The following is a 13,776-nucleotide window of genomic DNA, read 5'->3' as shown; positions in this document are numbered from 1 at the left end:
TCGTCCGCGCTCGTGGCTTACAGGTCGCGCCACGACAGCCGCGGGTTCCGCGCGGCCGACGCCTGATCGATCCGCCGGGCCGTGGTCGTCGTCGGCGCCTCCGCCAGTTCCGCGGGGCCCGTCGCCGCCACCGCGTCGAACGCCGCCGCGAGGTCGTCCAGTCTCGCCTTCGACTCCGTCTCCGTCGGCTCCGTCATCAGCGCCTCGTCGACGATTTCCGGCCACTTCGTCGTCGGCGGGTGGACGCCGTGGTCCAGCATCGCCTTCGCCACGTCCGCGGCGTCTTCGTCCGCGCTCGCCACGAACTCGTGGTGGAACGGCCCGTAGGGTACCTCGTACTCGATCCGCGAGGCGAGGTAGTTGGCGTTCAGCACGGCCGTCTCGCTGATGCGCTCTAGACCGTCGTCGCCGTGCCGCAGGATGTAGGCGTAGGCTTTCACCAGCACCAGCCAGTTGCCCACGAACTCGTGGACGCGCCCGATGCTGCGGTCGGGTTCGTAGGTTTCGTAGTCGCCGTCGACTTCGCGGACCTGCGGGGTGGGGAGGAACGGTGCGAGGTCGGCGACGACGCCGATGGGCCCCTGTCCCGGGCCGCCGCCACCGTGCGGCGTCGCGAACGTCTTGTGCAGGTTGAAGTGCATGATGTCGAAGCCCATGTCGCCCGGCCGGGCCTTCCCGAGCAGGGAGTTGAGGTTCGCACCGTCGTAGTAGAGCAGGCCACCGGCGTCGTGGACGATTTCCGCGATGGCCTCGATGTCGCGTTCGAACAGCCCCAGCGTGTTGGGGTTGGTGAGCATGAGGAGCGCCGTGTCCTCGCCGGCCGCCGCCTCCAGTGCGTCGACTTCGACGCGCCCGTCCTCGTTCGAGGGGAGTTCGACCACGTCGTAGCCCGCCATGGCGGCGCTCGCGAAGTTGGTGCCGTGGGCCGACTCGGGGACGATCACCTCGCTCCGCGATCCGTCCCCCTGTTCCTCGTGGTAGGCTTTCGCCACCTGGATGCCCGTGAACTCGCCGGCGGCGCCCGCCGGCGGCTGGAGGGTCACCGCGTCCATCCCGCCGATGGCGCCGAGCGTCTCCTGTAGTTCGTACAGCAGGCGCAGGATGCCCTGTTTGTCCTCGTCGCTCCGGAGGGGGTGGACACGATTGCCCCGGTGGGCCGCCACGTCCTCGGTGAACGCGGGGTTGTACTTCATCGTACACGACCCCAGCGGGATCGGCCCGGAGTCGATGCCGTAGTTCATCTGTGAGAGTCGGGTGTAGTGACGGGTCACCTCCGGTTCCGCGAGGTCGGGCAGTTCGAGTTCGTCCCGAGTCAGGTCGTCCGGGAGCGACGACTCCACGGAGACGGTGTCGGTGCTCTTCTCGTTCAGGAGCGGTTCGTACTGCCCGCCCGCGTACCACCGCGTCTGCTGGTGGGGGGCGTCCGTCTCCGCCTCGCCGTCGGTCGACTCCCCGTTCGCGCGCTCGTGGTGCTCTTGGCTCATGCGGCACCTCCGTAGCCCGCGAGGGCGTCGATCAGTTCGTCCACCCGTGCCCGATTGGTGTCGGTCACACAGACCGCCAGTCGGTCCTCACCGCCGTCGTCGACGGCGCGGACTGCGAGGCCCGCGTGTCGACAGTGGTCGACCACGTCGGCCGCCGGGGCGTCCGTATCGATCAGCGCCTCGCGGAAGTGGTGGCCGTCGTGGACGGGCGCGTCGAAGCCGTCGAGTTCGTCGATCCGGGCGCAGGTCTCGGCGATGCCGGTCACGCACTCCTCGGCCAGATCGGTCAACCCATCGGGACCCAGCCACGCCGCGTGGATGGCCGCTCGGAGCGCCAGCCACGCCTGGTTGGTACAGATGTTCGAGGTGGCTCGCTCCCGGCGGATGTGCTGTTCGCGGGTCTGGAGCGTCAGCGTGTACGCGCGGTTGCCCGCGTCGTCCTCGCCGGCGCCGACGAGGCGACCCGGCACTTGTCGGAGGAACTCCTCGCGACACGCGAACAGGCCGAGGCCCATACCGTACGTCGTCGGCAGGCCGAGGACGCCGGCGTCGCCGACCACCACGTCCGCTCCGTAGGCCGCCGGCGGTTCGAGCACCGACAGGGCAACGGCGTCCGATCCGACACAGAACAGGGCGCCGTGGTCGTCGGCGACGTCGCTCACGGCGTCGAGGTCCGGTTCGACGACGCCCCACGCGTTCGGCGTCGCGGCGTACACCAGCGAGACGTCGTCGTCGACGGCGGCGGCGAGGCCGTCCACGTCGACCGTCCCCTCGCTCGTCGGGTAGGTGTCGACCGTGATGTCCGGCCCGTCGGTGTAGTTGTCGAGCACCGACCGCACGCGCGCCGGCAGATTCTCGGGAACCAGCACTCGGTCGCCGTCGGTCGCCCGCACCCGGTCGGCGAGCAGGACCGCCTCACCGAGCGCCGTCGAGCGGTCGTACATCGAACAGTTGGCGACGCCGAGTCCCGTCAGTTCGACGACGAGCGACTGGAACTCGAAGAGCGCCTGAAGGAACCCCTGCGTGATCTCGGGCTGGTACTGCGTGTAACTCGTCAGGAACTCCCCGCGAAGGGAGAGGTGATCGACCACGGAGGGGACGTAGTGGTCGTAGTGACCGCCGCCGAGAAACTCGGTCAGGTCGGCCGACTCCTCGAGGATACCCTCGACGGCCGCCCGCGTTCCCCGCTCCGAGTGTGCCTCGATTCCGTAGTCGTCGTCGAATCGGAGCGAATCGGGGATGTCGAACAGGTCGTCGGGGTCCGATACCCCGACTGCGTCGAGCATCTCCGACCGTTCCGCTTCGGAGTGAGTCACGTACGGCATGTTACTCGGACTCGGGGCGCTCGACGTATATATTCGGCGTTGTCGGGCTTTCTACTCGGTCGATCATGTGGATCACTCCGCGGTCTGGACCCGCCCGTCGAACGCCCGTTCCAGGATGCCCGCCAGGTCGTCGGCGTCGGTCGCACGGGGGTTGCCCGTGAGGCTCCCGTCGCGGGTTGCCTGCTCCGCGAGCTGGGGAATGGCCTCCCGTTCGGCCGCCGTCTCGGCCAGCGTCTCCGGGATGCGCACGTCTGCTGCGAGTCGTCGCACCGCCTGAACCGCCTTCCTAGCCTCCGTCCGCACCGGTTTCGACGGATCCACGTCCTCGCCGAGAGCCGCTGCCACCGTCACCATCTTCTCCGGCACCTGCGGGAGGTTGTACTCCATCACGTAGGGCAGGAGGATGGCGTTCGCGAGGCCATGCGGGACGCCGAAGGTGCCGCCGACCTGGTGGGAGATGGCGTGGACGGCGCCGAGGCCGGCCCCGTTGAACGCCATACCCGCCTGCGAACTCGCTCGTGCCATCTTCGACAGCGCCTCCCGGTCGCCGCCGCGGTACTCCACCGCGCGCGGCAGGTACTCGCCCACCTTTTCCATGGCGTCGCGGGCGAGTGCGGAGGTCTGACTCTGGGCCTTGATCGAGACGTAGGCCTCGATGGCGTGGGTCAACACGTCCATCCCGGTCGCGGCCTTCACCGGTGCCGGCGCGCTCGCGGTCAGTTCCGGATCGACCAGCGCGAGGTCGGCGAGCAGGCTCACGTCACCGATTTCCTCCTTGATCGACGTCTCGGAGTCCTTCACGATGGTCCAGTGACCGACCTCGCTGCCCGTCCCCGCCGTCGTGGGCACGAATACCGTCGGTGGCGTCGGGTTCGGGACGTTGCCGCTTCCCTCGAACTCCAGGATGTGGCCGTCGTTGGTGGCGAGGATGCTCGCCGCCTTCGCCGTGTCGATGGAGGATCCGCCGCCGACGCCCATCATCAGATCCGCGTCGGCCGCCTCGTACGCCTCCGCGGCCTCGTGGACCACCACGTCCGTCGGATCGGGCTGTACCCCATCGAAGACGTGGTACGTGCGCCCGGACGCCTCGATGGCGTCGAGCAGCGGGTCGAGGACGCCCGCCGCACGGACCCCCTCGTCGGTGACGATCAGGGGGGTCTCGACGTCGAATTCGTCGAGATACGCTCCGATCTCCGTCGCCGTGCCCCAGCCGAAGAGAACTCGGTTCGGGACGTTCCACATCTGGTGAGTCGTTGTCATAATATTCTGGGTGTCCTTGTCATCGGTCCGACGCCGGGGCCGCCTGGTCGTGCGACCGGACGGTTCTCCACCGTCGGTGGCGTCGGCCGCCGTGTGTGTCATACGTTCCCGCTTTCGCGCATGGCCGTTGTGTCCCACATCGCCGGGCAGTTAAGTCGACCCTCGGCTACGCCTCCTCGTCCAGCGGATAGATGGGCCGAGGGACGTGTTCGTAGTCGAACGCCGAGAGGTCCGGACTACACAGTCCCGGCGTCGCCACCTCTCGGATCGCTCCGACCAACGGGGCGAAGCCGGCCCGGTAGTGGACGGTGCTTTTGAGGACCAGCACTCCCTCCCGTTCGGGCGTGATCCCCTGGCTCCGGAACGCCTCCGGGTCGTACGGCTGCTGTCGGTGAGAGCCGACGAGCACCTCCACTCCGTCGATTTCGAGGAGCGCCGTTCGCCCGAACGACACCTGCAACCCGGTCGACATCGGTCCACGGTTGCGGTAGTTCCCGTCCGACAGCAGGCACACCCGTCCGGTCACGTCGAGGGGGTCGCCGTTGGCCTCGGTGTGCCCGCCGAGCGACACCGAGACCCGTTCGCCGACGCCCGCCTCGACCGCCGCGTCGACGGCCGCGGGGTCGTAAATCGTCGCCACGGCCGCGTCCTGGACCCCCGCGTCGAGCAACGCCGACAGCAACACCGTCCCGTCCTGTGCGCCCCCGCCCCCCGGGTTGTCCGAAATGTCCGCAAGCAGGAGGGGGTCGTCGGCGTCCCAGTCCGCCGCCTCCGCCGCCGCCTCGACGCTCGTGTACGCGCGGTCGAACTCCGCACGGCGCTCGTACGCCTCGTCTGCCAGCGCCCGACAGGTCGCGCGCACGTCGTCGGCGCGGGTTCGGTCCGCGACGCCGACGACGGAGAAGCCGGCGTGGTCCACGTCGGCGTAAGCGAACCCCCCGAAGACGGACACGTCCGGGACCTCGTCCCCCTCGGCGTCGGCCGCCGCCGCCAGCAGCGACCGCATCGGCTCCTCCTCGGTACGGAGTTCCGGCAGGGGCGGCAGGAGCGGTGCCCGTTCGACCACGACTTCGGGGTCGAGGTCGCCGGACAGCGTCGCGGCCATCGCCCGCGCCGCCGTCTCGCCCGTGTCGCCGATGTCGACGTGTGGGTAGGTGTCGTAGCCGAACAGGCCGTCCGCGGCCGTGACCATCCGGTCCGAGATGTTTCCGTGCAGGTCGAGCGACGCCATCACCGGCACGTCGTTGCCGACCGCGCGACGGACGCGTTCGAGGATGTAGCCGTCGCCGTCACCGGAGCGGATCCAGTTGCCCGAGGAGTGCGGTTCCTCGTCGTCCTGGACGCCGTCGCTCACCATCGCGCCGTGGAGGGCGAGCAACACGCCGTCGGGGTCCGCCGCCTCGACGCCCGTCAGGACCTCCTCCAGCAGCGTCGACCGCGCGTCCGCGGTGACCGTCCCGCCCGGCGTCGCGTCCGCGGCGACGGTCGACACCACGTCCCAGTCCTCGTCGCTCGCGACCCGGAGGAAGCCGCCGACGGCGGTGTTCGTCCCCGCCAGGCCGTCGACGACGGCGTCGCCGTAGTGTAGCGACGCGTCGGCGAACTCCGCCATCCCCGTCGGTAGCGACGAGAACGTGTTCGTCTCGTGTTCGATCTGTCCGATCAGGACCGTGTGGCTCACTGGTAGGGGTCCTCCATCCCGTCGTGTTCGATCACGACGCTGTCGACGGTCGTGAACGCCTCGATGCCCTCGAGACCACCCTCGCGGCCGATGCCACTCTCCTTGTTGCCGCCCCAGGGACTCTGGGGCATCGACACGGGGAAGGTGTTGATGGCCACCAAGCCGTGGTCCAGACGGTCCGCCACGCGCGTGGCGTCCATCGACTCCGACCAGACCGCCGCCGCGAGGCCGAACGGCGAGTCGTTGGCCACCTCGACGGCCTCCGCCGTCGACGAGACGGTGACGAAGCTCAACACCGGGCCGAAAATCTCCTCGCACGCGACGGTCATCGCCGGCGTCACGTCGTCGAAGACGGTCGGTTCGACGAAGTGCCCGTCGGCGAGCGCCGGATCGTCGGGCGCCCCGCCGCCGGTCAGGAGCGTCGCGCCCTCCTCGACTGCCGAGTCGACGTAATCGAGGACGTCCGCCTTCGCGTCCGCCGAGATGACCGGCCCCATGTCGGTGTCGGGATCGGTGCCCGCCCCCAGCCTGATGCGTTCGGCCTTCTCGACGACCCGCGAGACGAGTTCGTCGTGGACGTCCTCGTGGACGAGACACCGCGAGGTAGCGACGCAGTTCTGTCCGGCGTTCGAGAAGATGCCGGCGACGACGCCGCGGGCGGCGTTCTCCACGTCCGCGTCCGAGAGGACGATGGCGGGCGCCTTCCCGCCCAGTTCTACGTCCACGGACGTGACGTTGTCGGCCGCGGCTTCGAGGACGCCTTTGCCGACGCCCGTCGATCCGGTGAACGTGATGGCGTCGACGTCCGGGTTGCCGACGAGTTCCGCGCCCACCTCGCTCCCCGGACCGGGGACGACGTTGACGACGCCGTCCGGCGTCGCCTCGGCCATCACCTCGCCGACCCACATCGTCGACAGCGGGGCCAGACTCGGCGGCTTGATGGCCAGCGTGTTGCCCGTCGCCAGCGCGCTCGCGAACCCGCGGGTGCCGAGCAGGAGGGGGTAGTTCCACGGGACGACGTGCGCGGTGACGCCGTAGGGGCGCCGCCGGGTGTAGTTGAGGCGGTTCGGCGCCGTCGGCATCGTATCGCCGCGGACCTTATCGGCCGCACCGGCGTAGAAACGGAACTGAGCGACCGTCTCCGCCACCTCGCCCGCCGCCGTCGGGAGGGGCTTGCCCGCCTCCGCAGCCAGCAGGCGTGCGAGCGCGTCCGACTCCGCCTCGATCCGGTCGGCGATCTCCCGGAGCGTCGTCTCGCGCTCGCCGGGGCCGGTCCGTTCCCACGCCGTCGCCGCCGCGTCCGCCGCCGCGACGGCCGCGCGGGCGTCGACCGCGTCGCCGCTCGCTACGTCACCGACCGTCGCCCCAGTGGCCGGGTTTTCGACGGTCATCGTCGCCGCCGCCCGTCGGTCCCCGTCGATCAACAGCGCGTACTCGTGAGTTTCCATGCCGCGACTCCCCCGTCTCCGGGCCTAAGCGTTGTCCACCGAATGTGTGGTCGTTTAAGTGCGCACGGGCGAGACGCGTCGCCGCCTCGGCCGCCGTACTTAATGTGTCGTAAGTCCCCGGGTGAATCGCTATGGGGCGGTAGCGACCTCGGTATGGTATCACAATGACCTTCGCTGACTACGAACGGGTTCGACTGGTGTGGACGGACCTGAACGGCGTCGCCCGCGGTATCTCGTTACCGCCCGTCGAGTTCGAGGCGGCCGTCGAGGAGGGTGTCGGGTTCGCCAACGGTGTCGCCGAGCTGACGCTCGAACCGGGACTGCTCGACGACCCACGGTACGGCGCCGAGGGGGGCGACATGATGGCCGTCGCCGACCCCGACTCGCTTCGCGAGGTGTCCTGGGCCGACGACACCGCCGCCGTCTTCACCGACCTCACCGACGTCGACGGAACGCCCTTCGACCTCTGTTCGCGCGGGGCGCTCCGGCGTGTGATCGAGGACCTGCGCTCCGAGGGACTGTGCCCGCTGGCCGGCGTCGAAGCCGAGTTCTCCACGCTCGTCCCCGACGGCGACGGCGGCTGGGAGCCGTCGAACACCCGGTGTTCCTACGACATGGACGCCCTCGACATGGCCGCCGACGTCACCCGCGAGTGGGAGGCGGCGATGGAGGCTGCCGACGCCTCGGTGCTGGGCATTCACCAGGAGTCCCAACCCGGCCAGTTCGAGGTGAACATCGAGTACGACGATGCCCTCACCACGGCGGACAACCTCATGTTCTTCCGCCACGCCGCCAAGGCCATCGCCCGCGACCGGAACATGAAGGCTTCGTTCATGCCGCGGCCCTACTCCGGCGAGGACGCCAACGGGCTCCACTTCCACCTCAGTCTCTGGGATACGGATCTGGAGGCGAACCTGTTCGCCAGCGACACGGGCGACCTGCAGTTCCCGGCTGGCAAACACCCCGACGACGAGTCGGGGCTCTCCGACACCGCCCGTCACTTCGTCGGCGGCCTGCTCGACCACATGCAGGCCCTGACGGCCATCTGTGCGCCGACGGTCAACTCCTACCGACGGCTCCTGCCGGGCATCTGGGCACCCGTCAACGTCGCCTGGGGCCCGGACAACCGCTCGACCGTACTGCGCGTTCCGCCGGAACTCGGGCCGGCGACCCGCATCGAACACCGCGTCCCCGACTCCGCCTGTAACCCCTACCTCGGCCTCGCCGCGACGTTCGCGGCCGGCCTCGACGGCATCCGCAACGAAACCGACCCCGGGGCCCCGACGCTCGGCAACGCCTACGAGGAGGACTACGAAAGCCTCCCGCGGACCCTGTGGGCGGCCCTGGCGGAACTCGAAGCCGACGACGTCCTCGTCTCGGCGCTCGGCGAACCGTTGGTCGAGGAGTTCCTGAAGATCAAACGCGACGAGTTCGACCGCTACATGGATTCGGTCACCGACTGGGAACGCGCGGAGTATCGCGACGAGTTCTAGGCCCGGTCGTCGCCGTTCAGCATCGACCCGACCGCCTCCAGAATTTTCGCCTCCGACCGCCGGAGGTGTTCCCCGACCGTCGACGTGTTCGCCGAGTCCATCTCGGCTAGGTCCTCGATGTTACAGCCCCGCGGCGACTCGTAGTAGCCCTCGTCGATGGCGCGGGAGAGTACCTCCATCTGTCGGGGAGAGAGGTCCTGAACCGCCTGTTTGATCTCCGTCAGTCCCGTCAGGAGGCGGCCGAGGTTCGGCTGTCGGAGGGCGTCTACCTCCACCGACCCGAGGGCGCGCAGTTCTTCGTGGGTCTGACTCACCTCCGCGTGGGTGGAGGCGAGGACGCTCCAGTGTTCGCGGCCCTTCGAGACGGTGGCCGGGATGGTCGGGAAGCAGTTGTTCCGCAGGAGGACGTTCAACACGGGTTCCGTATCGGTGCGGTAGTCGCCCTCGAGGCTGATGAAGGCCGTCTCCCGGGCGTCGTGGTAGCTGACCAGTTGTGCGGTCGTCATGACCTCGTGGGTGGCCAGCCACTCCACCAGTTCCTCGACTCGGTCTTCCGGGACGTTCGTCGCCTCGATCATCGTGATGCTCGTCCCGGTCAGGCGGTACGAGTAGATGATCGTCGCGGCCACGTCTGGGAACGACTCGTGTACCGTCTCCGTCCAACAACCGTCGTGTCTGATCCGGAACGTGTATTCGAGCATTGGTCCTCCAGTCGCTCTCCGGGATTGACGACCCACATATTTACGGGTTCCGTGTGGGGCGAGCGGCGGTCAGCCGCTCACTTCCTCACGGAACTCGACGAGGAACGCGACGACGACAAACAGGAGCGAGACGTAGAAGATCAGCGACGCCACGGCGGGCACGACCGGCGTGAACCCCTGGGTCATCCGCCCGTGGATCCAGGTGGTGTTCGTGCTCTGGGCGCCGGAGAGGTAGGAGCCGATGTAGTAGTTGTTCCACACAGCACGAACGCGAAGATGGCGCCCGAGACGATGCCGTCCTTGATCAGCGGGAGCGTGATCCGCCGGTACATGGTGATCGTGTCGGCGCCGAGGCCCCGTGCGGTCTCCTCGACGTTCGGGTCGACGCTGTGGCGCGCCCGCGGCCGTTGCGCGCCGTCGCCAAATTCTGCACGTTCGTCGTCTCTATCGCGCAAAGAATCCCTTATATAGCTCCTTTGGGCAGATAATACGGACGAACGAACAGTTCGACGTCGAGTACTCAGTTCACGCGCTCCACTTCGTAGCCGGCGTCCTCGATGGCCGCCATCACGTTCTTGGCGTGGCCCTCGCCGCTCGTGACCACCTGGAAGACGAGGTAGGCGTCGCCAACCTCCAAGTCACCGACCGCTCGGTCGTGGCGCACCGTCCGGATGTTCGCGCCCTTCTCGCCGATGATGCTCGAGATGTGGCCCATCTCCCCGGGCTGGTCACGGATGCGGATCTGTAGCCGGAGTAGCTGACAGCGGTCGGTCAGCGCGTGCGTCAACACCGTCTGGAGCATCGACATGTCGATGTTGCCGCCACAGAGCAGTGGCACGACCGTCTCCCCGTCCACGTCCACCGTCTCACTCAACAGCGCCGCCACCGAGGCAGCGCCCGCCCCCTCGACCAGTTGTTTCGCGCGTTCGAGCACCACGAGGATGCTCCGCGCGATGTCGTCGTCGCTCACCGTCACCACCTCGTCGACGTGTTCCTCGATCAGGCCGAGCGTCAGTTCCGAGATGCTGCCCGTGGCGATGCCGTCCGCGATGGTCTTCGGCGACTCCTCGTCGACCGGAATCCCCTTCTGGAGGCTGTCCGGGACCGTCGCCGCCAGATCCGCCTGCACGCCGATCACCCGAACCTCGTCGTCGAGGGCGTCCAGTGCCGTGCTGATGCCGCCGATCAGGCCGCCGCCGCCGATGGGAACGATGACGGTGTCCACGTCCGGCACCTGCTCGTAAATCTCCAGGCCGAGCGTCCCCTGGCCGGCGACGATGTCGGGGTCGTCGTACGCGTGGACGAACAGCATCCCCGGCGCCTCGGCCTTGGCCTGTGCGTGGGACATCGACTCGCCGAAGTTCGCTCCGTGGAGTTCAACCGTCGCCCCGTAGCTCCGCGTCGCGTCCACCTTCGCCTGCGGCGCGTTCTCCGGCATGACGATGGTCGACTCCAGCCCAACCGTCGTCGCCGCCAGCGCGACACCCTGGGCGTGGTTGCCGGCGCTGGCGGCGACGACGTGCTTGTCGCTTCCCCGCTCGGCCTCCTGTTTCAGTTTGTTGTACGCGCCGCGCGTCTTGAACGACCCCGTCCGCTGGAGGTGTTCCATCTTCAGGTGGACGTCGGCGCCCGACATCTCGCTCAGCGAGCGGTTCGTCTCGATGGGCGTCTGTCTCACGATGTCGGGGTCGTCGAAGCGCTCCCGCGCGGCCTCGATGTCCGCGAACGTGACTGTCATGTTGCACCATCTCGCACACCGGCGGATAAATCACCTGTTTACCGCAACCTTACTCGACGAGGAGACGCGCCGGACTCGCCAGCAGTTCCATCACTCGGTTGGTAAACCGCGCCGCCACCGCCCCGTCGACGACGCGGTGGTCGACCGACAGCGACAGCGGCAGGGTGTGTCGAGGGACTACCTCGCCGTCGACGACGCGGGGACGTTCCCCGATCCGACCGAGCGCGAGAATTGCCACCTCGGGGTAGTTGACGATGGGCGTGGCGTACTCCCCGCCGATCACCCCGACGTTCGTGATGGTGAACGTCCCGCCCTGCATTTCCTCGCGTTCGATGCTCCGATCGCGTGCCCGCGCCACCTTCCTCGCCGTTTCGTCGGCGAGTTCGAGCAGCCCTTTCCCGTCGACGTCCTCGACAACCGGGACCATCAACCCCGCGTCCGTCGCCGTCGCCACGCCGATGTTGTACGCGTCGTGACAGACGATCTCCTCGGCCGTCTCGTCGAGTTCGGCGTTGACCTGCGGGAACTCGGCGAGCGCCCGCGCGACTGCCCGCATCACGAACGGGAGGTAGGTGAGCGAGACGCCCTCCTCGGCGGCGTACGCCTCCAAGTCGGCCTTCGTCTCAACCAGCGCCGTCACGTCCACCTCGTCCGTGTGCGTGACGTGGGGCGCCGTGTACTTCGAACGCTCCATCTGCTCGCCGATGGAGCGTCGGACCCCGCGGTAGGGGATGCGGTCGCCGGGTCGGGGTCCCTCGGCGGCCGTCGAGCCACCAGCCGTCGACGCGGGTTCCGCCGCTGTGGCGCCAGCCGCCGATTCCGATCCCGATTCCGGCTCCGCGGCCGCCTCGCGCCGCTCCGCGTACTCCCGAACCTGCTCGCGTGTGACGAATGGGACGCCGTCGCGAGCCCGGTCGGTCGGCACCGCGCCCAGGTCGACGCCGAGTTCGTCCGCGAGGCCCCGGGTCGCCGGCGTCGCGAGGGTTCGCGCTCGGTCCACGTGCTCCTGCCCGACCGCCTCCGTCGCGCGGTCGACGGCCGTCGACGACTCCCGATGGGTTTCCGTCCGTTCGCTCGCTCCGTTCGCATCGGTCGCGGACGCGCCGTCCCCACGCGTCGTCGCGTCTCCCGTCGTCGGTTCGTCGGCACCCGTCGACTCCAGTACGACCGTCGACGAGGAGCGACCGACCGTGGCGCCGGCGACTCGTCGGCCGCCGCCCGCACGTCCGCGTCGGTGACGCGTCCGCCGGGGCCGGACCCCGCGACGCCGCCCAGGTCGACGCCCAGTTCGCGCGCCAGCCGGCGGGTGCTCGGGGGAGCGAAGACTCGGCCCGCGGTGGTCGCCGCGCCGTCGGCCGTCTCCTCGTCGACCGGTTCGTCACCCGCCTCGCCGGTGTCGCTCGCCGCCTCGTCGTCCGCTACCTCGATGGAGACGATGACGCTCCCGACGGGAACCATCTCGCCCTCCTCGACGTGACGGTCGGTGACGGTCCCCTCGTACGGCGACGGCAGGTCGACGACGGCCTTGTCCGTCTCCACCGCCGCGAGCGGTTGGTCTTCGGTCACCTCGTCGCCGACGGCGACCAGCCATCGGACGAGTTCCCCCTCGGCGACCCCTTCGCCTACGTCGGGTAGCTTGAACGTCTCGACGGTCATGGGAACCCGACGACCTCCCGGATCCCCTCCTCGATGCGCGTCGGCGACGGGAGGTAGTAGTCCTCCAGCGCGTACAGCGGGACGGGCGTGTCGAAGCCGGTGATCCGCTTCACCGGCGCCTCCTGGTAGAGCAGCGCCTCCTCCTGGAGGATGGCGGTGATCTCGCCGCCTAGACCGCCGGTCTTCGGTGCCTCGTGGACCACCGCCGCTCGGCCCGTCTTCTCGAAGGACTCGACGATTGCCTCGCGGTCCAGCGGCGAGAGCGTCCGCAGGTCGACCACCTCACACTCGACGCCCTCCTCGGCGAGGTTCTCGGCCGCCTCCATCGTCGGTCGGGCCATCGCCCCCCAGGTGTAGACGGACACGTCGCTCCCCTCGCGTCGGACTGCCGCCTCGCCCAGCGGGACCGTGTGGTCGCCCGCGGGCACCTCCTCGCGGAACGCCCGGTAGATGAGTTTGGGTTCGAGGAAGATCACCGGATCGGGGTCGCGGATGGCCGACGCCAGCAGTCCCTTGGTGTCCGCGGGCGTCGAGGGGATCACCACCTTCAGCCCGGGTTCGTGGACGAAGAAGGCCTCCTTCGATTCGGAGTGGTGTTCCGGCGCGCGGATGCCGCCGCCGTACGGTGCCCGGACGACCATCGGACAGGTGAAGCGGCCGCGACTCCGGTTGCGGATCCGCGCCGCGTGGCTGACGATCTGGTCGAACGCGGGGTAGATGAAGCCCATGAACTGAATCTCGGGCACCGGCCGCAGGCCGTAGGCGGCCATGCCGATGGCCGCGCCGACGATACCCGACTCCGCCAGCGGCGTGTCGATCACGCGGTCCTCGCCGAACGACTCGTAGAGCCCCTCCGTCGCGCGGAAGACGCCGCCGTTCTTGCCAACGTCCTCCCCGAGGACGATCACGTCCTCGTCGCGGTGCATCTCGGTCTCCAGACCGTCCCGTACCGCCTGTACCAGGGTCAGGTTTCGTGTTTCCGTGCTCATG

General features: G+C 69.0%; 10 protein-coding genes and 1 pseudogene. 1 reads left to right on the top strand and 10 read right to left on the bottom strand.

Annotation, left to right across the window (positions count from 1 at the left end):
* Positions 1-17: 17 nt before the first annotated feature.
* The 5 genes from gcvPB to V8686_RS02980 form a co-directional block, all read right to left on the bottom strand.
* Complete coding sequence (gcvPB, locus tag V8686_RS03000) at positions 18-1,484, bottom strand: aminomethyl-transferring glycine dehydrogenase subunit GcvPB (protein WP_379702474.1); 1,467 nt, start codon at positions 1,482-1,484, stop codon at positions 18-20.
* Entirely contained in the window at positions 1,481-2,809 is a 1,329-nt protein-coding gene (gene gcvPA, locus V8686_RS02995; protein WP_379702473.1) for an aminomethyl-transferring glycine dehydrogenase subunit GcvPA, read from the bottom strand. Before gcvPA ends, gcvPB begins: the two co-directional genes overlap by 4 nt.
* Before the next feature lie 72 nt (positions 2,810-2,881).
* Positions 2,882-4,069 (bottom strand): iron-containing alcohol dehydrogenase family protein, encoded by a 1,188-nt coding sequence (locus V8686_RS02990; RefSeq protein ID WP_379702472.1) that lies wholly within the window; start codon positions 4,067-4,069, stop codon positions 2,882-2,884.
* Positions 4,070-4,235: 166 nt separating this feature from the next.
* Positions 4,236-5,750 carry a M81 family metallopeptidase gene (locus V8686_RS02985; protein ID WP_379702471.1) on the bottom strand — a complete coding sequence of 505 codons (1,515 nt, stop codon included), beginning with the start codon at positions 5,748-5,750 and terminating at the stop codon, positions 4,236-4,238.
* The gene (locus tag V8686_RS02980; RefSeq protein WP_379702470.1) at positions 5,747-7,198 is read right to left on the bottom strand and encodes an aldehyde dehydrogenase family protein; all 1,452 of its coding nucleotides are present in this window, start codon (positions 7,196-7,198) and stop codon (positions 5,747-5,749) included. Before V8686_RS02980 ends, V8686_RS02985 begins: the two co-directional genes overlap by 4 nt.
* A gap of 164 nt (positions 7,199-7,362) precedes the next feature.
* On the opposite strand from V8686_RS02980, the gene V8686_RS02975 reads away from it, so the two are divergent.
* Complete coding sequence (locus V8686_RS02975; protein ID WP_379702469.1) at positions 7,363-8,691, top strand: glutamine synthetase family protein; 1,329 nt, start codon at positions 7,363-7,365, stop codon at positions 8,689-8,691.
* Here V8686_RS02975 and V8686_RS02970 read toward each other — a convergent pair.
* The 5 genes and pseudogenes from V8686_RS02970 to V8686_RS02950 all read right to left on the bottom strand — a co-directional run bounded on the left by V8686_RS02970 (position 8,688) and on the right by V8686_RS02950 (position 13,775).
* On the bottom strand, positions 8,688-9,392 hold the full coding sequence (locus V8686_RS02970; RefSeq protein ID WP_379702468.1) for a helix-turn-helix domain-containing protein: 705 nt from the start codon (positions 9,390-9,392) through the stop codon (positions 8,688-8,690). The genes V8686_RS02975 and V8686_RS02970 overlap by 4 nt on opposite strands.
* A gap of 69 nt (positions 9,393-9,461) precedes the next feature.
* Positions 9,462-9,653: a hypothetical protein gene (locus V8686_RS02965; protein WP_379702467.1), complete on the bottom strand. Its 192-nt coding sequence runs from the start codon at positions 9,651-9,653 to the stop codon at positions 9,462-9,464.
* 259 nt (positions 9,654-9,912) lie between these two features.
* A complete protein-coding gene (ilvA, locus tag V8686_RS02960; protein WP_379702466.1) occupies positions 9,913-11,130 on the bottom strand; it encodes a threonine ammonia-lyase in 1,218 nt (405 codons plus the stop codon).
* A gap of 49 nt (positions 11,131-11,179) precedes the next feature.
* Positions 11,180-12,786 (bottom strand): annotated as a pseudogene (locus V8686_RS02955) (2-oxo acid dehydrogenase subunit E2).
* A complete protein-coding gene (locus V8686_RS02950; protein ID WP_379702465.1) occupies positions 12,783-13,775 on the bottom strand; it encodes an alpha-ketoacid dehydrogenase subunit beta in 993 nt (330 codons plus the stop codon). Before V8686_RS02950 ends, V8686_RS02955 begins: the two are co-directional and overlap by 4 nt.
* Position 13,776 lies beyond the last annotated feature (1 nt).

It is taken from the genome of Haloplanus litoreus, assembly GCF_045690335.1.
In the GTDB taxonomy this organism is placed as follows: Archaea; Halobacteriota; Halobacteria; order Halobacteriales; family Haloferacaceae; genus Haloplanus; species Haloplanus litoreus.
Note: the sequence above shows the minus strand (reverse complement) of the source record. Positions and strands in the feature narration are given on the sequence as shown.

Excerpts from the sequence above, each read along its gene's own strand:
- gcvPB (WP_379702474.1), bottom strand. The coding sequence starts at position 1,484 with ATGAGCCAAGAGCACCACGAGCGCGCGAACGGGGAGTCGACCGACGGC.
- gcvPA (WP_379702473.1), bottom strand. The coding sequence starts at position 2,809 with ATGCCGTACGTGACTCACTCCGAAGCGGAACGGTCGGAGATGCTCGAC.
- V8686_RS02990 (WP_379702472.1), bottom strand. The coding sequence starts at position 4,069 with ATGACAACGACTCACCAGATGTGGAACGTCCCGAACCGAGTTCTCTTC.
- V8686_RS02980 (WP_379702470.1), bottom strand. The coding sequence starts at position 7,198 with ATGGAAACTCACGAGTACGCGCTGTTGATCGACGGGGACCGACGGGCG.
- V8686_RS02975 (WP_379702469.1), top strand. The coding sequence starts at position 7,363 with ATGACCTTCGCTGACTACGAACGGGTTCGACTGGTGTGGACGGACCTG.
- V8686_RS02970 (WP_379702468.1), bottom strand. The coding sequence starts at position 9,392 with ATGCTCGAATACACGTTCCGGATCAGACACGACGGTTGTTGGACGGAG.
- ilvA (WP_379702466.1), bottom strand. The coding sequence starts at position 11,130 with ATGACAGTCACGTTCGCGGACATCGAGGCCGCGCGGGAGCGCTTCGAC.
- V8686_RS02950 (WP_379702465.1), bottom strand. The coding sequence starts at position 13,775 with ATGAGCACGGAAACACGAAACCTGACCCTGGTACAGGCGGTACGGGAC.